General features: G+C 71.9%; 19 protein-coding genes and 1 pseudogene. 7 read left to right on the plus strand and 13 right to left on the minus strand.

Annotated features, from left to right (window positions below; all coding sequences use genetic code 11):
• Positions 1 to 58: 58 nt before the first annotated feature.
• On the plus strand, positions 59 to 448 hold the full coding sequence (locus MILUP08_RS30315; protein ID WP_007465035.1) for a chorismate mutase: 390 nt from the start codon (positions 59 to 61) through the stop codon (positions 446 to 448).
• 247 nt (positions 449 to 695) lie between these two features.
• Here the strand turns inward: MILUP08_RS30315 and MILUP08_RS30320 are convergent, their stop codons facing one another.
• From MILUP08_RS30320 to MILUP08_RS30355, 8 genes are all read right to left on the minus strand, one after another.
• Positions 696 to 1,709 (minus strand): ABC transporter ATP-binding protein, encoded by a 1,014-nt coding sequence (locus MILUP08_RS30320; RefSeq protein ID WP_007465037.1) that lies wholly within the window; start codon positions 1,707 to 1,709, stop codon positions 696 to 698.
• A complete protein-coding gene (locus MILUP08_RS30325) occupies positions 1,702 to 2,730 on the minus strand; it encodes an ABC transporter ATP-binding protein (protein ID WP_039909015.1) in 1,029 nt (342 codons plus the stop codon). Before MILUP08_RS30325 ends, MILUP08_RS30320 begins: the two co-directional genes overlap by 8 nt.
• 25 nt (positions 2,731 to 2,755) lie before the next feature.
• Positions 2,756 to 3,715 carry an ABC transporter permease gene (locus MILUP08_RS30330; protein WP_007465041.1) on the minus strand — a complete coding sequence of 320 codons (960 nt, stop codon included), beginning with the start codon at positions 3,713 to 3,715 and terminating at the stop codon, positions 2,756 to 2,758.
• A complete protein-coding gene (locus tag MILUP08_RS30335) occupies positions 3,708 to 4,634 on the minus strand; it encodes an ABC transporter permease (RefSeq protein WP_007465043.1) in 927 nt (308 codons plus the stop codon). The genes MILUP08_RS30330 and MILUP08_RS30335 overlap by 8 nt, the downstream gene beginning before the upstream one ends.
• 149 nt (positions 4,635 to 4,783) lie before the next feature.
• Complete coding sequence (locus tag MILUP08_RS30340; RefSeq protein ID WP_007465045.1) at positions 4,784 to 6,424, minus strand: peptide ABC transporter substrate-binding protein; 1,641 nt, start codon at positions 6,422 to 6,424, stop codon at positions 4,784 to 4,786.
• Between the two features lie 663 nt (positions 6,425 to 7,087).
• Complete coding sequence (locus tag MILUP08_RS30345) at positions 7,088 to 8,254, minus strand: thioester domain-containing protein (RefSeq protein WP_039906896.1); 1,167 nt, start codon at positions 8,252 to 8,254, stop codon at positions 7,088 to 7,090.
• 189 nt (positions 8,255 to 8,443) lie between these two features.
• A complete protein-coding gene (locus tag MILUP08_RS30350; protein ID WP_039906898.1) occupies positions 8,444 to 9,130 on the minus strand; it encodes a response regulator in 687 nt (228 codons plus the stop codon).
• Between the two features lie 2 nt (positions 9,131 to 9,132).
• Positions 9,133 to 10,398, minus strand: coding sequence for an ATP-binding protein (locus MILUP08_RS30355; RefSeq protein WP_039906899.1), 1,266 nt, complete (start codon positions 10,396 to 10,398; stop codon positions 9,133 to 9,135).
• A 159-nt stretch (positions 10,399 to 10,557) separates the two neighbouring features.
• Here MILUP08_RS30355 and MILUP08_RS30360 point away from each other — a divergent pair, with 159 nt between their 5' ends.
• The 3 genes and pseudogenes from MILUP08_RS30360 to MILUP08_RS30370 all read left to right on the plus strand — a co-directional run bounded on the left by MILUP08_RS30360 (position 10,558) and on the right by MILUP08_RS30370 (position 14,756).
• Positions 10,558 to 12,597, plus strand: a complete 2,040-nt coding sequence (locus MILUP08_RS30360) for a PspC domain-containing protein (RefSeq protein ID WP_007465062.1) — start codon at positions 10,558 to 10,560, stop codon at positions 12,595 to 12,597.
• Positions 12,594 to 12,863 (plus strand): annotated as a pseudogene (locus MILUP08_RS30365) (hypothetical protein); the annotation flags it as partial. The gene MILUP08_RS30360 and the pseudogene MILUP08_RS30365, both read left to right, overlap by 4 nt.
• A gap of 639 nt (positions 12,864 to 13,502) precedes the next feature.
• Positions 13,503 to 14,756: a phosphatidylserine decarboxylase gene (locus MILUP08_RS30370; protein ID WP_039906901.1), complete on the plus strand. Its 1,254-nt coding sequence runs from the start codon at positions 13,503 to 13,505 to the stop codon at positions 14,754 to 14,756.
• Between the two features lie 57 nt (positions 14,757 to 14,813).
• Here MILUP08_RS30370 and MILUP08_RS30375 read toward each other — a convergent pair whose 3' ends face one another.
• The 3 genes from MILUP08_RS30375 to MILUP08_RS30385 form a co-directional block, all read right to left on the minus strand.
• Complete coding sequence (locus MILUP08_RS30375; protein WP_039906902.1) at positions 14,814 to 15,752, minus strand: CDP-alcohol phosphatidyltransferase family protein; 939 nt, start codon at positions 15,750 to 15,752, stop codon at positions 14,814 to 14,816.
• A gap of 346 nt (positions 15,753 to 16,098) precedes the next feature.
• Positions 16,099 to 17,136 carry an NUDIX domain-containing protein gene (locus tag MILUP08_RS30380; protein WP_051065844.1) on the minus strand — a complete coding sequence of 346 codons (1,038 nt, stop codon included), beginning with the start codon at positions 17,134 to 17,136 and terminating at the stop codon, positions 16,099 to 16,101.
• Positions 17,137 to 17,259: 123 nt separating this feature from the next.
• Positions 17,260 to 18,210 (minus strand): NUDIX hydrolase, encoded by a 951-nt coding sequence (locus MILUP08_RS30385; protein WP_039906906.1) that lies wholly within the window; start codon positions 18,208 to 18,210, stop codon positions 17,260 to 17,262.
• A gap of 144 nt (positions 18,211 to 18,354) precedes the next feature.
• Between MILUP08_RS30385 and MILUP08_RS30390 the strand changes: the two genes are divergently transcribed.
• Positions 18,355 to 18,711 (plus strand): PspC domain-containing protein, encoded by a 357-nt coding sequence (locus MILUP08_RS30390; protein WP_007465073.1) that lies wholly within the window; start codon positions 18,355 to 18,357, stop codon positions 18,709 to 18,711.
• 7 nt (positions 18,712 to 18,718) lie between these two features.
• On the opposite strand, the gene guaA is transcribed toward MILUP08_RS30390, so the two are convergent.
• The gene (gene guaA, locus MILUP08_RS30395; RefSeq protein WP_007465075.1) at positions 18,719 to 20,275 is read right to left on the minus strand and encodes a glutamine-hydrolyzing GMP synthase; all 1,557 of its coding nucleotides are present in this window, start codon (positions 20,273 to 20,275) and stop codon (positions 18,719 to 18,721) included.
• 133 nt (positions 20,276 to 20,408) lie between these two features.
• Between guaA and MILUP08_RS30400 the strand changes: the two genes are divergently transcribed.
• Positions 20,409 to 20,864, plus strand: a complete 456-nt coding sequence (locus tag MILUP08_RS30400) for a GNAT family N-acetyltransferase (protein WP_007465076.1) — start codon at positions 20,409 to 20,411, stop codon at positions 20,862 to 20,864.
• Here MILUP08_RS30400 and MILUP08_RS30405 read toward each other — a convergent pair.
• Entirely contained in the window at positions 20,861 to 22,558 is a 1,698-nt protein-coding gene (locus tag MILUP08_RS30405) for an FAD-dependent oxidoreductase (RefSeq protein WP_039906908.1), read from the minus strand. The genes MILUP08_RS30400 and MILUP08_RS30405 overlap by 4 nt on opposite strands.
• 160 nt (positions 22,559 to 22,718) lie before the next feature.
• On the opposite strand from MILUP08_RS30405, the gene MILUP08_RS30410 reads away from it, so the two are divergent.
• Positions 22,719 to 23,822 carry an LCP family protein gene (locus MILUP08_RS30410; protein ID WP_237747208.1) on the plus strand — a complete coding sequence of 368 codons (1,104 nt, stop codon included), beginning with the start codon at positions 22,719 to 22,721 and terminating at the stop codon, positions 23,820 to 23,822.
• The last annotated feature ends 12 nt before the right edge of the window (positions 23,823 to 23,834 follow it).

Consider the following 23,834-nt stretch of genomic DNA (forward strand, 5'->3'; position numbering starts at 1 on the left):
CCGGGGCTTTTTCGTCCCGGGTTCCGGGCACCGGGCACCACAGCGCGAGAGGTACCCGATGATGACAGACGTGGTGGAGCAGAACGGCGGCCCGGCCGGACCGGAGGCGGGGCAGGCCCCGGCGAGCGGGAGCGTGCCGGAGGCGGTGCCCGCGGTGCGGGCCGGCGACCCGGCCGAGGCACGGACCGGCACCGTGGAGCCGACCGCCGCTGCGCGGATCGTGCAGATCAGAGAACGGATCGACGAGATCGACCACGCGTTGATCGCGCTCTGGCAGGAGCGGGCCGCGCTGTCGCAGGAGGTCGGGGCGACCCGGATGGCCTCCGGTGGCACCCGCCTGGTGCTCTCCCGGGAACGGGACATCCTGGAGCGCTTCCGACTCGCGCTCGGCGCCGACGGCACCCAACTGGCGCTGCTGCTGCTGCGCGCCGGCCGCGGGCCGCTCTGAGCCCCTCGGTGGGCCGCCGGGCCGCCGCCGGGCCGCTCTGAGGCACCTCGCTGGGCCGCCGGGCCGCCGCCGGGCCGCTCTGAGGCACCTCGGTGGGCCGCCGGGCCGCTCTGAGGCACCTCGCTGGACCGCCGGCGCGCCGGCGGGTCGACCGGCAGTGCGGGAGCGTGGCGGCCCGCTCAGGGTCGCTGGACAGACGAAACCGCCTGCCGTCGTCGTGGTGACGTCGGCAGGCGGTTCCGGTGACTCACGCCTCGTGGGTGGCGACGATCTCGCGCCGCTCCGCGAAGTGACAGGCGCTCGGGTGGTCCGAGTCGCGCCGGATCTCCAGCAGCGGGACCTGCTCGGCGCAGACCTCCTGCGCCTTCCAGCAGCGGGTCCGGAACCGGCAGCCCGAGGGCGGGCTGATCGGCGACGGCACGTCACCCGTGAGCCGGATGATCGTCTTGTTGTTCCGCTGGGTCGGGTCCGGCACCGGCACCGCCGAGAGCAGCGCCTGGGTGTACGGGTGGGTCGGCCGCTCGTAGATCTCGTCCTCGGTGCCGATCTCGACGATCTTGCCGAGGTACATCACCGCCACCCGGTCCGACAGGTGGCGGACCACCGACAGGTCGTGGGCGATGAAGATGTACGAGAGCCCCAGCTCGGACTGCAGCTTCTCCAGCAGGTTCATCACCTGGGCCTGGATGGAGACGTCAAGCGCCGAGACGGGTTCGTCGCAGACGATCACCTCGGGCCGCAGCGCGAGCGCGCGGGCGATGCCGATGCGCTGACGCTGACCGCCGGAGAACTGGTGCGGGTACCTGTTGATGTGCTCCGGGTTGAGCCCGACCAGGTCGAGCAGCTCGCGGACCTTGGCCCGACGGCTACCCCGGGGCGCCACCTCCGGGTGGATTTCGAACGGCTCCCCGATGAGGTCACCGACAGTCATCCGCGGGTTCAGCGAGGTGTACGGGTCCTGCATGACCAGCTGGATCTGCCGACGCAGCCGACGCAGCGCCCCACCGGAGAGCTTGGAGATGTCCTGGCCCTTGTAGACCACGCTGCCGGCGGTCGGCTTCTCCAGGTTCATCAGAACCCGGGCGAGGGTCGACTTTCCGCAGCCGGACTCGCCGACGACGCCGAGCGTCTCGCCGGCCCGCAGACCGAACGAGACCCCGTCGACGGCCTTGACCTGACCGACGGTCTTCTTGAACACCACACCCTGGGTGACGGGGTAGTGCTTGACCAGGTCATTGACCTCGAGGATGTTCTCAGACACGGTTCACCAGCTCCTCGGCGAAGTGGCAGGCGCTGGCCCGGGCGGGGCCCACCTGGAGCAGCGGGGGAACCTTCTCCCGGCACACCGGCTGAGCCATGGGGCAGCGCGGGTTGAACGGGCAGCCCGGCGGAATGTTCATCAGGTTCGGCGGGAGGCCCTTGATCGTCCGGAGCTGCTGCCCCTTCTCGTCAAGGCGCGGGATCGAGTCGATCAGACCCAGCGTGTACGGGTGCGCCGGCTTGGCGTACAGGTCGTACACGTCGGCTTCCTCGACGATCCGGCCCGCGTACATGACGGCGATCCGGTCCGCGACGTCGGCGACCACACCGAGGTCGTGGGTGATCAGGATCATGCCCATCTGCCGCTCACGCTGAAGCTCCGCGAGCAGGTCCATGATCTGGGCCTGCACGGTGACGTCGAGCGCGGTGGTCGGCTCGTCCGCGATCAGCACCTCGGGGTCGAGCGCCAGCGACATCGCGATCATCGCGCGCTGCCGCATACCGCCCGAGAACTGGTGCGGATAGTTGTTGTACCGGCCCTTGGCGTTGGGGATCTTGACCTGGTCGAGCATCTCGATCGCGCGCTTCTTGGCCTCCGCGCGACCCAGGCCCCGCCGAACCCGGAACTGCTCGGCGATCTGGAACCCGACGGTGAAGACCGGGTTCAGGGCGGACAGCGCGTCCTGGAAGATCATCGCGATGCCCTCACCGCGGATGCGGCGGCGCTCCTCGGCGGACATGCGGAGCATGTCCTTTCCGTGGAAGCGGACCTGCCCACCGGTGACGAAGCCGGGGGGCGTGTCGAGGATGCCCATGATCGTCTGCGCCGTGACGCTCTTACCGGAGCCGGACTCGCCGAGCACGGCGAGGGTCTCCCCCGCGTCGACGTGGTACGTGACCCCGTTGATGACCTTTGCGACGCCGTCCCGGGTACGGAACTCCACCCGCAGGTCGTCGACCTCGAGCAGCCGGCCGGAGGGGCGCCCGGACCCGCCGGATCCCGGCGCGGACTGCTCGGACACGAGAATGTCGGACACTGGATTTCCCCTAGCGGAGTTTCGGATCGAGGGCCTCGCGGACCGCTTCACCGAGCATCACGAAGCTCAGCACCGCGGCGACGAGGAATGCGGCAGGGAAGAACACGAGCCCCGGCGCGACCCGGATGAAATCCTTGCCCTCGCTGATCATGATGCCCCAGGACACCACCGGCGACTTCAGGCCGACACCCAGGAACGACAGGGTGGCCTCGGCACCGATGAACGAGCCGACCATGATCGTGCCGTAGACCAGCAGTGGGGCCAGGCAGTTCGGCAGCAGGTGCTTGAGGATGATCCGGCCGCTGCCGGCACCGAGCGCGCGCGCCGCAACGATGTAGTCGGCCTCCTTGGTGGAGAGCACCGAGGAGCGCATCAACCGCATCACGACCGGCCAGCTCAGCACGATCAGCGAGATGATCACCAGGCCCATGATCTCGGCCTTGCTGTTGCTGCTGCCCGAACCGTTGAACGTGGTCAGGATGACGATCGCGCCGAGCACGAACGGCACTCCGAAGAACACGTCCGCGACCCGGCTGAGAATCGTGTCGACCCAACCACCGAGGTAGCCGGAGATGATGCCCATGAAGCCGCCGACCAGCAGGGTGCCGACCACGGAGAGCACGGCGACCACGATGGAGGCACGGGCGCCGTAGATGACCCGGGCGTAGACGTCCCGGCCCTGCAGGTCGTACCCGAACCACGCGTCGCCGGACGCCTTGTTGAGGCTGCGCGAGAGCGCCCCGTTGACCGGGTCGCCCGGGGCGAACAGCGACGGGAAGGCCGCCATCAACAGGAAGATGACGATGATCGTCGCCGAGATCCAGAACAGCGGCTTGCGGCGCAGGTCCCGCCAGGCGTCACCGAGCAGACCACGGGGCTTCTCGTTGCCCTGCGGCCCGGGGGTGGCAGGGGTGTCGGTCGGCTGCGCGGCAGGGGTGCTGACGATCGATGCGGTACTGGGGTCACTCATAACGGATCCTCGGGTCCAGGGCGGCGTAGAGCAGGTCGACCAGCAGGTTCATCAACAGATAGACGACCACCAACACCACCACGATGCCAACCACGGTAGCGCTCTCCTTGGTGACGATCGCGCGGTAGACCTCGCGACCGATCCCGTTGATGCCGAAGATGCCCTCGGTGACGATCGCGCCGCCCATCAGGGCGCCGAGGTCGGTGCCGAGCAGGGTGACGACCGGAATGAGCGAGTTGCGCAGCAGGTGCACACCCACGACCCGGCGCATCGGCAGGCCCTTGGCGATGGCGGTGCGCACGTAGTCGGCACGGCGGTTCTCCGCGATGCTCGTTCGAGCCACCCGGGCGATGTACGCCACCGACGCGCTACCGAGCACGAAGCCCGGCACGATCAGCTCGGAGAAGCGCATCTCGGACGAGACCGTCGGCTTGACGATGCCCCACTGCACGCCCAGCAGCCACTGCAGCACGAAGCCGACGACGAACACCGGCAGCGCGAGCAGGAAGAGGGTCGAGACGAGGACGAGGTTGTCCAGGAAGCCGTTGCGGCGCAGACCGGTCAGGATGCCGGCGCCGAGGCCGATCACGGCCTCGATGGCGAGCGCGACCAGGGCCAGCTTCAGGGTGTTCGGGTACGCCGTGGCGATGATGTCGCCGATGTCGCGCTGCGAGAACGTCTGGCCGAAGTCGCCCTGGAGCAGGTTCTTCATGTAGTTGCCGTACTGCACGAAGACGTTCTGGTCCAGGTGGTACTTCTCGGTCATGTACGCGACGTACTGGTCGGGGCAGCGGCGCTCGCCGCACTTGCCGGCGAACGGGTCGCCGGGGACGGACCAGACGAGCCAGTAGATCAGGAAGGTCGAGCCGATGAAGACCGGCACGAGTTGGAGCAGCCGTCTCAACAGATAACGGCCCATGGGGTGGTCCTCCAGACAGGGGGCGCGTCGGACGGCCGACACGGTGGTGACAACGTGGCGAGTGGAGTGCTGTGGCACCCACTCGCGGAACGGCCCCGGGTCGGGCTCACCGGATGTGGCGAGCCCGACCCGGGGTCAGACCGTTCGGATCAGAGCTCGACCGAGGTGATGTCGAGTTCGCCGACGTTGTTCAGCTCGAGCTTCTTGATCTTCTCCGAGTGGCCGGACTGCTGGCCGTAGAAGTAGATCGGGATGCTCGGGACGTCCTGGTCGACCTTCTCGATGGCCTTGGCGAAGGCCTCGTGCGAAGCCTCGAGGCTCGGCGCGGAGCTGGCCTGCTTGGCCAGGGTGTCGACCTCGGGGTTGCTGTACAGGCCGTCGTTGGACGAGCCACCCTTGACGTAGAGCGGGTTGACCCAGTTCTCCACGTCCGGGTAGTCCTGCTGCCAGGCGGCACGGTACGGGCCGGTCATCTTGTGGGCGTTGATGTTCTGACGGAACACCGCGAAGGTCGGGATGCCCTCGGCGCGAGCCTCGATGCCGAGGTTGGTCTTGACCTGCTGCGCAACCGCGTCCATCCAGTCCTTGTGGCTGGAGTCCGAGTTGTAGTAGAAGACCATCTCGCCGGTGAAGCCGCCGGCCTCGGTCAGCAGCTGCTTGGCCGTGGTCGGGTCGAACTTGCAGGCGGTGCAGTTACCCGGCTTGGCGCCCGGGGTCAGCGGGTTCGCCCAGCTGTCGGCCGGCTTGCGGGTGCCGAAGAAGATCTTGTCCGAGATCTCCTGCCGGTTGATCGACAGCGAGACCGCACGACGCAGCTTCGGGTTCTGGAAGCGCTTGTCGTAGATCGGGAACGCGATGAGCGCGGTCGACGGCGTGACGGTGTTCAGGCCACGGTCACCGAGGTCGGTCTTCCACTTGTCGCCGGCGAGCGCCGAGGTGGGGACGACCTCCATGAAGTCCAGGTTGTTGGCGAGCAGGTCGGCGTAGGCCGCCGTCTCGTCCTGGTACAGCTTGACGTCGACGTCCTTGATCTTCATCTTGTCGCGCAGGCTGTAGTCGTCGAAACGAGTCAGCTTGATGAGGACGTTGTCCTGCCACGAGACGAACTTCACCGGGCCGTTACCGATCGGCTTCTTGCCGAACTCCTCGGGCTTCATGGTGAAGAACGCGTCCGGCAGCGGCATGAACGCGCTGTAGCCGAGCTTGGTCGGGAAGACCGCGGTCGGGGCGGCGAGGGTGACCTCGAAGGTCTGCTCGTCGATGACCTTCAGGCCGGACAGCTCCTTGGCCGTCGGCATCGGGGCCTTCTGCGGGCCGTCCGCGCCGTCCGGGTCCTCGGTGTAGGTCTTGTCGAAGCCCGCGATGTCCGCGAAGAAGGAGCCGTTCTGCGCGCCGTTCGGCGAGTACGCGGCCCAGTTCCAGGCGTCGACGAAGTTCTTCGCCTTCACCTCGGTACCGTCGTGGAACTTGGTACCCTTCTTGATCTTGATCGTGAAGACCTTGGAGTCCTTGGTGTCGATGGACTCGGCCAGCGCGTTGCGCGGGGCCCCACCGTCGTTGGGGTACTCGACCAGGCCGGTGAACAGCCAGTCGATGACCTTGCCACCGCCGGTCTCCGTGGTGTTCGACGGAACCAGCGGGTTCTCCGGCTGGACGCCGTGGATGACGATCGCGCCATCCTTGCTGGCGGCGGCGTCGCCGTCGCCGTCACCGCTCGAGCAACCGCTCGCGACAAGCGCGGCAGCCGCGCTGAGCGCGATCGCGCTCGTCGCCCGCTTCGAGACTCTCATTCCGAGGGGCCTCCTCTTTCTAACCTGGTTCCGTCGTGGGTTTCACGCACGTTTGGGGGTGACACCGCCCGACCACCCCGGGGCGGGGGTCGCCGGGACCACAGGGAAGTTTGGGGACACCCCTGATGTTCCGATCCGCCGGGCTCCCTCACCCGACGAGGCACGACCCTACGCAGGCGACACAGCCACGAACCCGCCGGGAACAGCGGAGGTCGTGGTCGTTGGCCGTACGGAGTGCCACACACCAAGGGTGAGGTGCTGCCACTGTGACACCCACTGGCCGCTTCCGTGAAGGTGCCGTTATCAAGCCGTTAGTTGCCCGCCACGTTGCCGATACTTGAAAAATGATCATAAAACGGTCGGGGCAGGTGTCCCTGACCTGGAAGTACATGACCTGCTAGAGCGCCCGCGCCGCGCTCAGGCTCGGCTTCTGTGAGGTTTTCCGCACGACGGACGCGCGGTCCGACGCCCGTCGCGGGCTCGATTTTCTTTGCCCGTCCGGACGAGGTCGCCGTCGGCTGCACGGGCACCATGGCCGGCTGGGTGGACGAGGGCGCCGCGGGCGGTTCTCTGATGACCGGAGGGCGACCGCGACTGGTACGACGACACCGGCCCCGGCGCCGCACGAGGCGGGGCCGGGGCCGGTGGTGTGGCGGGGATGGATCAGGCGGTGAAGCGGACCTTGCGACGACGCACCAGAAGCACGGCAACCGCGCCCGCGGCGAGCAGCAGCAGACCGGCGGTCGCCGCCATCGCGATCGGCGAACCGGTCAGCGGCAGGGCGCCGCCGTTGCTGGCCGGCGAGGTGGACGGTGCCGGGCTGGCCGGCTGCGCCGACTCCGACGGCGTGGCCGACGGGGTGGTCGGCGACGCCGACGCGCTCGGGGTCGGCGACGAGGTGGCCGGCGGGGTCGCGGGGGTGGCCGTGAAGGTGGCCGCCGCCCGGGCGGTGACGGTGGTGCCGGTGCTGCCGCCGAGGATCAGCTTCTGCGCCTTCTTGGCGCCGCCGCTGAACAGGAACACCCGGCCGAAGGAGACCGAGTCCTGCGCGGTCAGGGTCACGTCGACCGTGCCGGCGGCCTCGGCGGCCAGCCAGAACTGCCCGCCGTTGGTGGTCGTGGTGACCGGCTTGCCCTCGGCGTCGACGGCGGTGCCGCCGGTGGCCGCGACGGTGATCGCGCCCGCCGGGCCCTTCACCGTGAACGGACCGGCCTTGCCGCCGACGGTCGCGGTGGCGCTGGCCGGGTCGACGGCCAGGTCGGCACGCGGCTCCGGCTGGTCGGTGGCGTTCGTGATCAGGTAGTCACGGACCTTCGTGATCACCTCGTACTGGTTGGGGGCCTGCAGGCCCTTCTCCCAGGCGCCCAGCTCGATGCCGTCGCTGAAGTGCCAGACGGCGGTCTGGGTGCCGAAGTAGAGCAGGGTGTCCAGCTGCTTCTTACCGATCTTCGTCTGCACGCCGGCGGCGGCGAGAAGCGCGGTGGAGTCGGCGTTCGGGTAGCCGTGGGTGAGCACCCACTGGACCTTGCCGAGGTTCTGCACCTCGGACTTGTCCCAGGTGCCCTCCTCGTACTTGCCGTCGAGCTTCACGCTGGTGTGGTAGTCGATGCAGAACGCCGGCACCAGCTTGCCGTCGATCTTCAGGGCGAGCGCGGACGTGGTGCGCTTCTTGCCGTCGAGCTTCAGGGTGACCTCGGTGCCGTCGACCACCTTGGCCACGCCGGTGGCCGGAGCGGCGGCTGCGGCACCCGCCACGCCGAGCGCCAGCGCGCCGCCGGCGACAGCCGCCAGCGCGACCCGCGCCCAGTGTCGTCCTCGTTGTCCGAACATCAAGAGTGGTACCTCTCCCCCAGGGGTGACCCGCGACCGCGGGCACGCGTGAGCCGCCGCCTCCGCGGGATGCCAACACCCACGCGCGGAAACGGGACCGGGGCAGTATGGGACGACGGGTGATCGTTTGTCAGCCCCGCCCAGCGGCATCCGTGGCATCTGCCCGAAATGCCGGGGCGGAGGAATAGATCACACGAGCCGGCGGTCCGCCGCCCAGCGGGACAACTCGTAGCGGTTGGACATCTGGAGCTTGCGCAGCACGTTCGACACGTGCGTCTCCACCGTCTTGATGGAGATGAACAGCTCCTTGGCGATCTCCTTGTACGCGTACCCCCGGGCGAGCAGGCGCAGCACCTCCCGCTCCCGGTTGGTGAGCTGGTCCAGCTCCGGGTCGGCCACCGGGGCGTCCGGCCGGGCCGCGAAGGCGTCCAGCACGAACCCGGCGAGCCGAGGGCTGAACACCGCGTCACCGTCGGCGACCCGGCGGATCGCCGCGGCCAGCTCGTCCGGGGAGATGGTCTTGGTGACATACCCCCGCGCGCCGGCCCGGATCAGACCGATCACGTCCTCCGCCGCGTCGGAGACGCTCAGCGCCAGGAACTTGACCTGCGGATGACTGCGCCGCATCGCCTCCAGCACGGCGCGGCCACCGCCGTCGGGCATGTGCACGTCGAGCAGCACCACGTCCGGCCCGGTGGCGGCGATCCGCGTGACCGCCTCGGCCACCGTGCTCGCCTCACCCACCACCTCGACGTGGGCGCCCAGCTCGGCACGCACCCCGGCACGGAACATCGCGTGGTCGTCCACGAGGAACACCCGCAGGCGTTCGGGGCGGCTGGTCGCCGGGTCGAGATGCTCCATCGGCTGCTCGGCCATGGTCACTTGTTCCTCTCCGCTGCGGACGAGTCCCGGGAGATCGGCAGGATCAACCGGACCTCGGTCCCCTCCCCCGGACCGGACCGGATCTCGGCCCGTCCGCCGTGCCGCTTCATCCGTCCGATGATCGAACCGCGTACGCCGTGCCGGTGGTCCTCCACCGTATCCGGATCGAAGCCCTTGCCCCGGTCCCGGACGAAGACGCTGACCTGATCGGGCTCCACCTCGGCGTACAGCGACACGGTCTGCACGCCGGCGTGCCGGGCAGCGTTCACCAGCGCCTCCCGCGCGGCGGCGACAAGCGCCCCGACCTTCTCGTCGGTCTCCCGGTCGCCCACCACCACGGTCTCCACGGTGATCGCGAACGTGTCCTCGACCTCGGCGGCGGCCTGTTCCAGGGCGGCGGCGAAGCGCTCGCTCGGTGACGCCGTGGGTTTGTAGAGCCAGTTGCGCAGCGAACGCTCCTGTCCCCGGGCCAACCGCTGCACCGTCTTGACGTCGCTGGCGTTGCGCTGGATCAGAGCCAACGTGTGCAGCACCTGGTCGTGCACCATCGCGGCCAGCTCGGCCCGCTCCTGCTCGCGGATGCGCCCCTCGCGCTCCGAGCGGAGCTGGCTGTACGTCCGCCAGAGCACCGGCGCGGCGACCACGCCGACCCCGGCCAACCCGACCAGCGCGAAGATCACCCCGTTGATCACCGCGTCGAAGTTCTGTGCCGGCGAGTAGACCGCCGCGACACCGATGATGCCGACCGCGACCAGCACTCCACCGCCGATGAACCGGAGCACGAAGGCCCGCCGGTCGCTCTCCTCGACGACCGCCCCGAGCCACGGGACCGGCATCGTGTCGCCCCAGCGCCGTCGCCGCTCGGGCGCCGACTGGTGCCAGATGACCCCGGCGCCGACGGCGATGATGGCCACCAGCCAGCCGGCGGTGCCCGCCGCGCCGACGGAGTCGAAGACCATCACCTGAATCAGCAGGACGCCGAGCCCGATCCCGACGAACGGCAGGAGCTGGGCCACGTCGCGCCGGGGTGGCACGGCGGTGTCGCCGGGGCGCAGCGGCACCACCGCCCAGAAGGCCGCGTAGAGCAGGAGGCCGAGCCCGCTCAGCCCGAGCAGCACCATGAACGCGACCCGCACACGCAGCACCGAGATGCCGAGATGGTCGGCGATGCCGGCGGCGACACCGGCGGCCATCCGATGCTCGGGGGCGCGGTAGAGGCGCGGAGGCGGGGTCACGGTGCTGATCGGAGGCTCCCTGGTCACGGTGGTGGGCGGGGCGGAGGTCGGTGAGTCCGATCGTCACACGCCGCGGCGTCCGCCGACCACGGGGACGCCCCCGACATTCCGACCGCCCGGATCTCAGGGTGGGGTCAGGGTCGGGTCCTGAGGTCGTTCGGGCGCAGCGGGCAGCAGGATCGAGACATGACCGAGGAAGCTGCCCCGCCGCCCCGCCCCGGGTCGGCACAGCCGGGCGGTTCAGCACCGCCCGCACCAGCCCAGACGCCCGCCGGCTGGACCGAGCCCACCACGTTCGGCCCGACCGCCGGCACCGACCCGACCGCCGGACCGACACCGGGCGCCGCGTACGAGCCGCCGAGCGCGAGCTACGCGCCCGGCGCCGGCCACGCGGCCGGCACGGACCACGGGCCAGGCGGGGGTCCGACCGCCACGGACCGCGGCCCCGGCGCCGGCTTCGCGCCCGGAGCGGGCTACGGACCCGGTGCGGATACGACCGGTGCGGGCTACAGGCCCGGCGGGGGCTACGAGCCCAGCGGGGGCTACGGGCCCGGAGCGGGCTACGGGCCCGGCGCGGGCTACGGGCCCGGCGGGGGCGCGGGTACGCCTCCGGGGACCGGTGGGGGTGGGCCGGGGCCGTCCGTGGGGCCGCTGGGCGGCACCGGCTTCACCTCGCGGTACGGGCTGGTCCGGCCGCGCGACGGCCGCTACCTGGCCGGGGTCTGCGCGGCGATCGGACGAGCCACCAACACCGACCCGGTGCTCTGGCGGGTGCTGCTCGCGGTGCTCGGGTTCTTCGGTGGCATCGGCATCCTGGTGTACGTCGCCGCCTGGCTGATCATCCCGAACGAGGGCGACACGGCATCCCCGGTGGAGTCGATGCTGGGGCGCGGCCGTTCCAGCATGTCCCCGGTGACCGTGATCGTGCTGGGCATCCTGGTGGCGGCCAGCTTCGGCTACATCGTCACCGACGCCTTCCGCGCGGTGCTGCTCGGCGCGGCCATCCTGATCGGCGGCGCGTTGCTGCTCAACCGGGACAGCCGTGGTCCACAGCCCGGCGTCCCGGGTGGGCCGGTGCCGCCCACCCCGACCGGTACGCCACCCGGGCCCGTCCCGCCGGTCGCCTGGCCCGCGCCGACGCACGGCGCGGTGCCGCCCACCGGTCCGCTGGCGACCGCGCCGTTGGCAGGTGGCGCTCCGGCGTACGCCGCGGCGCCGGCTGAGCCGCCGAGCGCGCCCACGCCCATGTACGGCGCCCAGCCAGCCACCGCCACGCAGCCGATCGTCAGCGCACAGTCGGTGTCCGGGGCGACGCTGCCGTCCGGGGCGGGGCCGGTGTCCGGGCAGCCGGCCGGTGCCACGACGGGGCCGCAGGAGGCCACCTGGCCGGCGCCCGAGCAGGGCTGGACGGGCAGCGGCACGGCCACCGAGGGCACGTCCAGCGCCGGCTGGCCGTCGGCGCCGGTGACCGCCGTGCCCGCCGGTCCGTCCGGTTACCCGGTCGCGGCGACGCCGGGCGGTTACCGCCAGCCGTTCGCGCCACACGGCCCGTACGCCGCGCCGGCCCCGGCCCCGGCCCCGCCGCCGAAACCACCGAAGCCGCCGAAGCGGCCCCGGGAGCGTTCACCGCTCGGCGCGGTGACCTTCTCGCTGATCTTCCTGGCCCTCGGCGTGGTCGCCCTGCTCGATCTGCTGGACGTCTTCGCCGTCAGCGCCTCGGCGTACTTCGCGGCCGCGTTGGCCACGATCGGGCTGGGGCTGCTGGTCGGCACCTGGTTCGGGCGGGCCCGCTGGCTGATCGCGCTCGGCCTGGTGACCGCCGCGGCTCTGGGGACCGCGACGGTCGCCGAGTCCTACGACCGCATCCGCGGCGTGGACGGCGCGGTCACCTGGGCGCCCACCGACTACCGCGACCTCGCCGACCGGTACGAGAACAGCTTCGGTGACGCAGTGCTCGACCTACGGGGCATCGACTTCACGAAGCAGGACAGCCAGGTGACCGTCGCGATCAACTTCGGTCAGGCGACAGTTGTCGTACCGCCCAACGTGGACGTCACCACCGTGGCCGACGTGAACGCCGGCGACGCCACCGTCTTCGGCACCCGTTCCGGCGGGTTCGACGGCCGACCGCGGGAGTCCACCGACCTGGGCGCGGACGGCCCCGGCGGCGGGAAGCTGCGCCTGTACATCCACGTCAATGCCGGCAACCTGGAGGTGACCCGGTGAAGGCTCACCGTACGGACCTGCTCTCGTTCGCCTTCGGGCTGGTGTTCCTGGCGCTGTCGGCCTGGTGGCTGCTCGCCCAGATCCTCGGGCTCGCGCTGCCACCGGTCGGCTGGTTCCTGGCCGGCGCGCTGATCCTGATCGGGGTCTTCGGTCTGGTCGGCGCGTTGCGCTCCGGCCGGTCCGGCCGCCCGGACCCGAAGGAGGTCGCCGACCCGGCCGCGGCCCCGGTCCACCAGCCCGGCACGCCGACGCTGGCGTCCGGGCCGGTCACGGCCGCCGCGGAGCCCGGCGTGCCGACCTCCGGGGCCCCGACCTCCGGCGCGGGCCTTCCGGCGTGGACCGCCGAACACTCCACCTGGGACGCTCCCCTCCCGGGGCCGGCGCCAGAGGCGTCGACCGTGGCCCTGCGGGCACCAGAGGCACCGACCGCCGAGCTGCGCCCGCCGGAGGCGCCGACCGCCGAGCTGCGGGCACCGGAGGCACCGACGGAGGCCATCCACCCGGCCTGGCTGGCCCACGCCGCCCCGGAGCCGCAGACGTCTCCGGTCTCCGGCCAGACCGGCGAAGACGCCGACGAGCCGACCCGGACCGACCACCCGAGCACGACGCCCGGCGACGGCGACGGCGACGGCGACGGCGACGGCGACGGCGACGATGAGCCGACCCGGTCCGACCGGGCGAGCACGGCGACCGGCGACGATCCGGCGGACGAGCGGGAGGTCCGACGGCGGGAATCCTGACCGGTCGCCCGCCCGCGGCGGCCCGCACCGCCGCCACGGCGGTGCGGCCGGCGCGGGCAGGCGCATATGCTGGCCGGTGGAGATCTCGCCTCCGCCGGCCGGCCCGTCCCGCCGTGGCGGCCCCGCCGCGATTCCCGTCTCTACCCCGTCAGGAGCCCGCCCGACATGACGCAGTCCCCCGCCGTGCGTACCACCGGCCGGTCCGGTCCGGTCCGCATCGGCGAGCGAGCCGCCCGTACCCTCGTCACCGAGCTGGCCCGGATGAACGACCCGAAGGCCGCCCTGCTGGTCGGCGCGAGCCCGGAGTCCGCGGTGCTGGCCGCGGCGATCGAGGCGCTGCTCCCCGGTGACCAGCTCACCGTCGTGCCCGGCGACTCGTCAAGCGCCGCCGTGCTCCGCGAGCACGTCACCGCCCAGGGCCGGTGGGTCGCCGACCGGGTACGCGTGGTCGACTCGCTCGCCGACGCCGAGGCCGCCGCCGTGGTGATCGCCGGCGAGGCGTTCACCGGCACCGCCGAGGAGACCCGGAGCGGCATCGACGGGTTGTCCAAGTACCTGACCGACGGCGGGGTGCTGAGCGTGGCGACCACCGCGACGCCCGGCCGGACGACAGGCGCGGCCACCGAGCTGGCCCGGCAGGACGCCCTCTACGGCGTCGGCGGGGACCTGGTGCTGCGCAACACGCCGCCGCTGCGCGTCTACCGGCTGCGGTTCACCCCGGCCAGCCCGGCCGCTGCCGACCGACTGGCTCCGGCGTACCGGCCGTCGAGCGTGCCGCTGACCCGGGGAATGCACATCGACTCCAACGGGGTGGCCGCGGCCGGCATCACGCTGGGTCTGGCGGCGCTCGCCCGGGTGGCGCGTCCGTCGTCGAAGCTGTGGCTGCTGCCGGCGTTGGCCGCCGCGCCTGTCGCCGCGTTCTTCCGGGATCCCCAGCGGGACGTGCCGGAGGACCCGAACGCCGTGGTGGCCAGCGCGGACGGGAAGGTCCTGTCGGTGCAGCGCCTGCACGACGAGCGTTTCGGCGACGGCGAGTGGCTGCGCGTCGCGGTCTTCCTCTCCGTGCTGGACGTGCACGTCAACCGGGCTCCGGTCGCCGGCAAGGTGGTGGACTACTTCGTCGCCGACGGCGGCTTCGTCAACGCGATGAAGCCGGACGCCGAGCACAACGTCGCCGCGTACACCGTCCTGGACACCAGCCGTGGCACTGTGGTGGTCGCCCAGCGGACCGGCCTGATCGCCCGCCGCATCGTGCAGCGCGCGCCGATCGGTGCACTGCTGGCCAAGGGGGAGCGCTTCGGGCTCATCCGGTTCGGCTCGCGGACCGACGTCTACCTGCCGGCCGAGGCCGCCGACCCGCTGGTGGGGCCGGGCGACAAGGTGATCGGCGGCTCCACGGTCATCGCCCGCTGGCGCTGACACCGGAACGCGAAAACGGGGCGCCGCTGTCCGCGGCGCCCCGTTTCGTGTGTCGGATCAGGCGGTACGACGCTGGCGCAGCCAGAGCACCGGCCCGCTGACCAGGTAGCCCACCACGATCAGGGCGAACGTGAGCCGGATGTCGACGAGCGCGCCGATCACCGGGGCCAACCAGAGCCACGGCGGCAGCTTCACCAGGCGGGCGAGCTTGGCGTACGGGAAGCTGGACACCATCGCGAAGGCGAGCAGCGCCACCCCGGCGACAAGCACCAGGCCGGGCACCGGCAGGCCGATCGCCACGGTCACGGCGAGCACTGCCGCGGCCATGGTGGTGGGGACTCCGCAGAAGAAGCGGCCGTCCTTCGGCGAGACGTTGAAGCGGGCCAGCCGGATCGCCGCACACGCCGCGACCAGGAAGCAGGCCACCGCTGCCGCAGCCGTCGACACCGAGCCGGCGAGCGAGGCGTAGACCACCACGGGCGCGGCGAGGCCGAACGAGCACATGTCGGCAAGCGAGTCCATCTGAGCGCCGAACGGGCTGGCCACGCCGAGCCGGCGAGCCAACGCACCGTCGAGGCCGTCGAAGGCGACGCAGGCGATCAGGCAGAGGGCGGCGATGCGCACCTCACCCTGCATGGCGAGGAAGATGGCAAGCATGCCGAGCATGAGGCTGGCCAGGGTGCAGGCGTTGACCACGCCGAACTTCATCCGGCGGGCCATCGTGCGCTCGCCGGGGAGCAGGGGGATCGACCCGGCGGTGGCCTCGTCGGCGTACGCCATCGGCGGAAGCGCCGGGCTGACCGGCATGACCGCCTCGATCTCGGCCCGAGCGACGCCGAGCGACGGACGGCTGAGCCGGTCCAGGCCGTAACGGCGGCGCTGGCGGTCGGCGTACCGGTGCTCGGGCAGTGTCAGGTCGGTGGTCCGCAGGTCGCCGTCACGGCGACCCACCCGGACCAGTAGCACCTGGCGGGCGAACGTGCTGCTGCGGCGCAACGGGCCCGCCCAGCGACGCCCTGCGGGGCGCGGACTGTCAGTCGTACGACGCCGGCGCCATGGGGCTCTCGGCACGTTTCCTCCATCACCGGATCGGCTTGCCGCCGTTTGCGGGCGGTTGTCCGGCTGTCTCGTGCCGGACCCTGCGTGGCCCGGCAGCCGTTTTGCGGAGTACACCATCGCATAGGGGAACGTGGCTTGGCGATAGCTGCCGGCGGTACTTATCTGGTGCAAACCGCGCGAACCGCCTTGTTATTCCCATCCCGGGCTTGATCGCCCGTTTCCTCCATCATTCCCGTCTCCGACTGTACCGGAGGGTCACCATGTCGGCTCGTCGAGCCGGGTGCTATCGACCCAGCTGTCCGATTGCCGAGGCAGCGATGCCCGTCAGCGGCAGGTCAGCGGTGTCGGCGACGGTGAACCAGCCCGCCCGGGCGGTCGAGCCACCGGCGACCTCGGTCACCACCGCGTCGGTGGGTACGTCCACCAGCACCCGATAGATCACCCGTACGCCGTGCCAGTCCAGCGGACGACCCTCCGGGCCGAGCGCGGCCGGGTTGTGCAGGTTGTCCACGCCGAGCAGTTCCACGACCCGGCCCACCTGGCCACCCTCCTCGACCAGCTCGCGGAGCAGCCCGGTGGTCGGCTGCTCACCGTGATCGGTGCCACCGCCGGGCAGGTGCCACTTGCCGGCCCCGGGGTAGCCGTCCGCGATCTGGGTGAGCAGGATCCGCCCGGCCGGGTCGGTGACCAGCCCGTACGCCCCGAAGCGCAACCGGCGATCCGGATGCGCCGGCGGGAGCGGCTCGGCGGACGGCTGCGCGTCGGCCGGGAGCGGGGTGACCGGCAGTCCGAGCAGTTCGGCGCTGTACGGGGTCAGCGGCAGCCCGGCCGCCTCCTCGGGGTCGACCCAGCGGGCCTCCACGACGGCGCCCGCGGCCCCATCCAGCGCACCGCCCGCGCGGCCCAACGCACCGCCCGCGCCGCCCAGCACGCCGCCTGCGGTCCCGCCCAGCACGCCGCTCGCGGTCCCGCCCAGCACGCCGCCTACGGTTCCGCCCCGCGCGTCGTCCGGGACGGTCAGCTCGAACAGCAACCGGTCGGTGTGCAACGACACGTCGTCCGCGCGGGTGGTCACGTCGGCGACGACGGCGCGCAGCCGGCCCACCGCCACGGTCAGCCCGGTCTGCCCGGCGACCGCGCGGACGACGGCGTGCTCCGGATGCTCGGCGTGCTCGACCACACCCCCGGGCAGGGACCAGACCTCAGAACCCGGATCGCGAACCACCAAGACTGACCCAGAAGCCCACAAAGCACCGTAAACCGCAACCCGCCGCACCAGCACCGTCCCCGCCCCCCGTGCACCACTCAAGCCAGTGATCATGAAGCTATCGCCGTCCATGCCGGCGCGTCCCGACAATAACTTCATGATCGAGCCCAGCGGGGTGGTGCGGGCCGGCCGGGGGGCCGGGGGTGGGTGGGTGGGGTGGGGTGGGGGCCGGGGGGGTCAGGTTAGTTGGGCTGCTTGGACTGCTTCTGCCGTCACCTCGGTCAGGCGGTCCGTTCCGAGGGCGCCCAGTTCCTCGCGGGCGAACCAGCGGGCCTCGCAGGTGGAACCGCCCACATCGGTGATCGTCGGCGCGTTCGGCTCGTCGACCACGACCCGGTAGAAGGCGCGTACGCCGTGCCAGTCGATCGGGTAGCCCTCCGGGCCGAGCGAGGCGGCGTCACGGTGGCTCGCCACACCCAGCAGCTCGACGAGGCGGCCGGCCTGGCCGGTCTCCTCGACCAGCTCCCGGATGAGCGCCGCGCCGGGCTGCTCGCCGTAGTCGGTGCCGCCGCCGGGCAGGTGCCAGCAGCCGGCGCCCGGGTAGCCGTCGGAGATGCGGGTGAGCAGCACCCGGCCGGCCGGGTCCGTGCACACGGCGTACGCGGCGAAGCGCTGCGCCCGGTGCAGCCCGTCGGGACCGGGCACCGCGTAGAACGAGGGGAACTCGGGCACCTCGTCGGGCACCACGTCGGCCGAGGAGGCGGGCAGGCCGAGGGCGCGGGCCGTGAACGAGCGCAGTGGCAACTCGCGGGCCTCGTCAAGCGTGTACCACCGGGCGAGGTCGGTGGGGCGTTCGCCGACCCGGTCGGCGAGGGTGCCGCCACGCACCGCCACCCGGTAGATCAGCCGGTCGGTGTGGATGGTGATGCCGCGCTCGGGCAGGGACCGCATGTCGGCGAGCACGTCGGCCAGGCCGGAGACGGCGACCGAGAGGCCGGTCTCGGCGGCGGTCTCGCGGACGACCGTGTGGTTCGGGTCCTCGCCGTGGTCGACCGCCCCGCCGGGCAGCGACCAGGTGCCGGGGGTGCCGGAGCGCTCCGATGCGCGGACCAGCAACACTCGGCCGTCTGAATCAGCACAAACTGCGTATGCCGCGATCCTGCGAAGCGGCTCCAGCAAGGTGGTCACGGGACCAAATTCTCCCCGGGCCGGGTTACCGGAACGGAAAAGAGTCGGATTCCTGACTCTTTGCTACCCGCTCAGGGATCGGTCAGGGTAAGGATCCGGGCGGTCACCGAGGGCGGGCCGGGCGCCGGCGCGGACCGTGGAGACATGACATCCACCGCCGCTCCCCACGCCCCGTACAAGCAGCTCCGGCGACCCACCACCGACCGCATGGTGGCGGGGGTCGCCAGCGGCCTCGGCCGCTACTTCAACGTCGACCCCACACTGGTCCGGGTGGCCTTCGCGGTCACCGGCCTGCTCACCGGCGGGCTCGCGCTGTTCGCGTACCCCATCATGTGGTTCCTGATGCCCGAGGAGCCCACCGGCGCGCCCGCCTGGCCGCACGCGGCGGGCGTCGCGCCGCAGCCCACCGCCGGGCCCGCGCCCGGCGGACCACAGCAGGGGTACGCGCCGACGCCGCCCTACCCGCCGACGACCCCGCCCCACACGCCGCCGGCGGCGTGAGCCGCGGTCACTCCCACTCGATGGTGCCCGGCGGCTTGCTTGTCACGTCCAGCACCACCCGGTTGACCTCGGCGACCTCGTTGGTGATCCGGGTGGAGATCCGGGCCACCACGTCGTAGGGCAGCCGCGACCAGTCGGCGGTCATCGCGTCCTCGCTGGAGACCGGGCGCAGCACCACGGGATGCCCGTAGCTGCGCCCGTCACCCTGCACGCCGACGCTGCGCACGTCGGCGAGCAGCACGACGGGGAACTGCCAGACACCCCGGTCGAGGCCGGCGGCGGTCAACTCCTCGCGGGCGATCAGGTCGGCCTGGCGGAGCAGGTCGAGGCGCTCGCGGTCGACCGCGCCGATGATCCGGATGGCCAGGCCGGGACCGGGGAACGGGTGCCGCCAGACCATCGCCTCGGGCAGGCCGAGCTGGAGGCCGAGCGCCCGGACCTCGTCCTTGAAGAGGGTGCGCAGCGGCTCGACCAGGGCGAACTTCAGGTCCTCCGGCAGGCCGCCGACGTTGTGGTGGCTCTTGATGTTGGCGGTGCCGGTGCCGCCACCGGATTCGACCACGTCCGGGTAGAGGGTGCCCTGGACGAGGAACTCCACGTCGCCGTGCGAGGCGATCTCGCGGGCGGCGGCCTCGAAGACCCGGATGAACTCCCGGCCAATGATCTTGCGCTTCTGCTCCGGGTCGGTCACCCCGGCCAGCGCGCCGAGGAACCGGTCGGCGGCGTCGACCACCTTCAGCTTGATGCCGGTGGCCGCCACGTAGTCCTTCTCGACCTGCTCGGCCTCGCCCGCGCGCAGCAGACCGTGGTCGACGAACACGCAGGTGAGCTGGTCACCGACCGCCCGGTGCACGAGCGCGGCGGCGACCGCCGAGTCCACCCCGCCGGAGAGGCCGCAGATGACCTCCTTGTCGCCGACCTGGGCGCGGATCCGGGCGACCTGCTCGTCGATGATGTTCTCGGGAGTCCAGGTCGGCTCGATGCCGGCGATGTCGTACAGGAAGCGGGTGAGCATCTCCTGACCGTGCGCGGTGTGCCCGACCTCCGGGTGGAACTGCACGCCGGCCCGACGCCCGGCCACGTCCTCGAAGGCCGCCACCGGCGCGCCCGCCGACTCGGCCGTCACCGTGAAGCCCTCGGGCGCCTCGGTGACGCAGTCGCCGTGGCTCATCCAGACCGGCAGGTCCGCCGGCAGGTCGCGCAGCAGCACACCCGGGTCGAGGAGGCGGGGACGCAGCGGCGTGCCGCCGTACTCGCGGTTGCCCGTGTGCGCGACGGTGCCGCCGAGCGCCTGGGCCATCGCCTGGAAGCCGTAGCAGATGCCGAAGACCGGCACGTCGGCCGTGAACAGGCCGGCGTCGATCTGCGGGGCGTCCGGCGCGTACACGCTTGCCGGACCGCCGGAGAGGATGATCGCGGCCGGGTTCTTCGCCAGCATCTCGGCGACCGGCATCGAGTGCGGCACGATCTCGGAGTAGACCTTCGCCTCGCGGACCCGGCGCGCGATGAGCTGGGCGTACTGGGCTCCGAAGTCCACCACGAGGACAGGGCGAGGCAGGCTCATGTGCACAAAGCCTACCGACAGTCACTGCTGCGCCGGGCACGGGCCGCCCCTCCGGCGTGCCGCCGCGGCGCCTCCGAGGGCGGCGGCCGCCTAACATCGACGCGGTGCGATGACGACCGGACGGAGGACGGGTGTGACCGAGGTGACCGTACGCCCCTTCCGGGACACCGACGCCGAGCCGCTGGCCGAGCTCGTCGCCCGGTGCCTACGGGAGGTCAACGGCCGTGACTACCCGGCCGACCTGATCGAGCGGATGTGCGCGCACTTCGACGCCGCCCGCTTCCGCGAACTCGCCACCGTCCGGGAGGTGTTCGTCGCGGAGCAGGAAGGGCGCGCGGTCGGCACCGTGTCGCGGGACGGCAACAAGGTCTACACGATGTTCGTCGATCCGGACTGCGCCGGCCGTGGTGTCGGCCGCCGGCTCATGCGCCACATCGAGGGGTTGGCCGGCGCCGACGGCCACGACCACATGGAGACCGGCGCCAGCATCACGGGGCACGGCTTCTACCAGCGGATCGGTTACACCGACGTACGGGTCAGCGACACCGTGTTCGGCATCAACTACATCCTGCGCAAGCCACTGCCCTAGGCGCGCAGCGCGCCCGGGGCGTCCGCCGGCACCGCCGGGTGGAGCGGGGGTACGGGCGCCAGGCGGCGGTACGGATCCCCGAGCGCCGGGCGGGGGTCCGGCTCGCCCCGGTTGGGCCAGAAGGACATCGCCCGTTCCGCCTGTGCGGTGATGGTCAGCGACGGGTTCACGCCGAGGTTGGCCGACACCGCTGCGCCGTCGACAACGTGCAGCCCCGGATGGCCGTACACCCGGTGCCAGGGGTCGATGACCCCGTCGGCGTCGGTGGCGCCGATCACCGCCCCGCCCAGGATGTGCGCGGTCATCGGGATGTCGAACGGCTCGGTGAGCGAGCCGCCCGGCGTACCGCCGATCTCCTCGGCGAGCAGCCGCGTGGCGGTGTTGCCGGCCGGGATCCAGGTCGGGCTCGGCGTGCCGTGGCCCGGCCCGGTGACCAGCCGGCGGCCGAACGCGCCACGCCGCCAGCGGGTGGTGAGCGAGTTGTCCACCGACTGCATCACCAGGGCGATCACCGTCCGCTCCGACCAGCCGCGCACGGACAGCATCCGGGCGGCCAGCCGCGGCTGTCGCACGATGCTGCCCAGCCAGCGGCGGACGCGGTGCGGGCCGCCGTCGACGAGCAACGACTGGAGCAACCCCATGGCGTTGGAGCCGCGCCCGTAGCGGACCGGTTCGATGTGGGTCTGCGGGTCGGGGTGGAACGAGCTGGTGATCGCCACCCCCTCGGTGAAGTCCAGCCGCTCGGACCGGGCCCGCCGGTGGTCCACCGAGGCGCCCAGGATCGCCTCCGAGTTGGTCCGGGTCAGCTCGCCGAGGCGGGGTGAGAGCCGCGGCAGGGCGCCGTCGGTCTTCATGCCGTGCAGCAGCCGCTGGGTGCCGAGCGCGCCGGCGGCGAAGACCACCTGGTCGGCGTGGATCACCTGCCGCCGCCTGCGCAGCCAGGTGCCGGTGCGCTCGGTGTGCACCTCGTACCCGCCGTCGGCGGCCGGGCGGACGGCCGTCACAGTGGTCAGCGGGTGCACTGTCGCGCCCAGCCGTTCGGCGAGCCACAGGTAGTTCTTGACAAGCGTGTTCTTGGCTCCGTGCCGGCAGCCGGTCATGCACGAGCCGCAGTGCAGGCAGCCGGTGCGTTCCGGGCCGACGCCGCCGAAGTACGGGTCGGCGACGCGCTGGCCGGGGCGGCCGATGTGCACGCCGACGGGGGTGGCGTGGAAGGTGTGGCCGACCCCCATCCGGTCGGCCACCGCCCGCATGGCGCGGTCCGCGCCGGTGTCCATCGGGTACGTGGTGACGCCGAGCATCCGCTTCGCCTGGTCGAAGTGGCGGGCCAGCTCGTCGTGCCAGTCGGTGATGTCGCGCCACTGCGGGTCGGTGTAGAACGCCGGCAGCGGCTCGTAGAGGGTGTTCGCGTAGACCAGCGAGCCGCCGCCCACCCCGGCTCCGGAGAGCACGAGCACGCCGCCGCCGGATCGCCTGTCGGCGGGTCGGAGCAGGGTGAGCCGCTGGATGCCGTAGCAGCCCAGCTTCGGCGCCCACAGGAACCGGCGGGCCCGCCAGGACGTCTGCGGGAACTCGTCGTCGGCGAAGCGGCGGCCGGCCTCCAGGACGCCTACCGAGTAACCCTTCTCGGCCAGGCGCAGCGCGGTGACGCTGCCGCCGAAGCCGGACCCGATGACGACCACGTCGTACCGCATGAACGCATCATTACTCGTGAGTAGCGCTCGCGCCAGCGGCAGTTTTCGCGCGATCATGCACCGGCCGTCCGACCCGGCGCCTCCCGGCCGCAACCCGGAGCACCCGTCGGAGCGTTGTTCCGGATACGGGTGGAAGGAAACCACGATGATCCTGGGGTCGATGGAACCGCGTCGGCGGTGGCTGGTGCTCGGGCTGGCGGCCCTCGCCGTCGTCGCGCTGATCGCGGGCGGCGCGGTGGTGATCACCCGGCTGACCGGCGGCGACCCGCCCGCCGGCACTCCGGTGGCCGGCTCGCCGAGCCCGTCGCCGATCGGCACGCCCACCCCCAGCCCGAGCGGCCCACCGCCGGGCGCGAACATCACCGGCCCGCTGACGCTGCTGCTGGTCGGCGTGGACACCCGGGTCAGCGTGCCCGGCTGGGAGCCGCACTCCGACGCCGTGCTGGTGCTGCACGTGCCGAAGGGGCTGGGCCGGGCGTACCTCTTCTCGCTCCCCCGTGACCTGCTTGTGGACATTCCGGCGTTTCCGAAGTCCGGCTACAAGGGCGGCCGGACCAAGCTCACCCACTCGATGAGCTTCGGCAGCCGGGTGCCCGGCAAGCCCAAGCAGCCGAGCACCGCCCAGGGGTACGAGCTGCTGCGCAGCACGGTGAGCGGCTACACCGGACTGCGGATCGACGCCGGGGCGGTGCTCACCTTCAACGGGTTCGACCGGCTGGTGAACGCCCTCGGCGGGGTCGACATCTACGTCGACCAGCGGGTCGCCTCCCTGCACCGCAAGCCGGACGGCAAGTACCGGGACAGCGCCCCCGGCGGGTACACCGGGCCGCAGCAGGTCTACGAGAAGGGCAACCGGCACCTCAACGGGTGGCAGGCGCTTGACTACGCGCGGCAGCGCTACATCACCGGCGGCGACTACGCCCGGCAACGCCACCAGCAGCAACTGGTCCGGGCCCTGACCCGCAAGATCCTCGATGAGGGCCTGGCCCGGCAGCCGGAGCGCGTGGACCAGGTGGTCGCGGCGCTCGGCGACACCCTGATCTACGTGGGCGGCGACCGGATCGTCGACCTGGCGTACGCGCTCAGCGGGGTCCCGGAGGACAAGTTCGTGCTTGTCGGCCTGCCCGGCTCGGGTGTCGGCAAGGGCAGCGCCTACCAGGGCGAGCAACTCACAAGCGAGGGCCGGAAGTTCATCACCGAACTGCGGGCCGGCCGCGCCGACGCCTACCTCGCGGCCCACCCCAAGCTGGTCGTCAAGACCTGACCGCGCGGGCCA

Source organism: Micromonospora lupini str. Lupac 08, assembly GCF_000297395.2.
Taxonomy (GTDB): Bacteria; Actinomycetota; Actinomycetes; order Mycobacteriales; family Micromonosporaceae; genus Micromonospora; species Micromonospora lupini.

What these genes read in the sequence shown, in the direction of transcription:
- MILUP08_RS30315 (WP_007465035.1), top strand. Translation starts at nt 59, where the DNA reads ATGATGACAGACGTGGTGGAGCAGAACGGCGGCCCGGCCGGACCGGAG.
- MILUP08_RS30330 (WP_007465041.1), bottom strand. Translation starts at nt 3,715, where the DNA reads ATGAGTGACCCCAGTACCGCATCGATCGTCAGCACCCCTGCCGCGCAG.
- MILUP08_RS30335 (WP_007465043.1), bottom strand. Translation starts at nt 4,634, where the DNA reads ATGGGCCGTTATCTGTTGAGACGGCTGCTCCAACTCGTGCCGGTCTTC.
- MILUP08_RS30340 (WP_007465045.1), bottom strand. Translation starts at nt 6,424, where the DNA reads ATGAGAGTCTCGAAGCGGGCGACGAGCGCGATCGCGCTCAGCGCGGCT.
- MILUP08_RS30345 (WP_039906896.1), bottom strand. Translation starts at nt 8,254, where the DNA reads ATGTTCGGACAACGAGGACGACACTGGGCGCGGGTCGCGCTGGCGGCT.
- MILUP08_RS30350 (WP_039906898.1), bottom strand. Translation starts at nt 9,130, where the DNA reads ATGGCCGAGCAGCCGATGGAGCATCTCGACCCGGCGACCAGCCGCCCC.
- MILUP08_RS30360 (WP_007465062.1), top strand. Translation starts at nt 10,558, where the DNA reads ATGACCGAGGAAGCTGCCCCGCCGCCCCGCCCCGGGTCGGCACAGCCG.
- MILUP08_RS30370 (WP_039906901.1), top strand. Translation starts at nt 13,503, where the DNA reads ATGACGCAGTCCCCCGCCGTGCGTACCACCGGCCGGTCCGGTCCGGTC.
- MILUP08_RS30380 (WP_051065844.1), bottom strand. Translation starts at nt 17,136, where the DNA reads ATGATCACTGGCTTGAGTGGTGCACGGGGGGCGGGGACGGTGCTGGTG.
- MILUP08_RS30390 (WP_007465073.1), top strand. Translation starts at nt 18,355, where the DNA reads ATGACATCCACCGCCGCTCCCCACGCCCCGTACAAGCAGCTCCGGCGA.
- guaA (WP_007465075.1), bottom strand. Translation starts at nt 20,275, where the DNA reads ATGAGCCTGCCTCGCCCTGTCCTCGTGGTGGACTTCGGAGCCCAGTAC.
- MILUP08_RS30405 (WP_039906908.1), bottom strand. Translation starts at nt 22,558, where the DNA reads ATGCGGTACGACGTGGTCGTCATCGGGTCCGGCTTCGGCGGCAGCGTC.
- MILUP08_RS30410 (WP_237747208.1), top strand. Translation starts at nt 22,719, where the DNA reads ATGGAACCGCGTCGGCGGTGGCTGGTGCTCGGGCTGGCGGCCCTCGCC.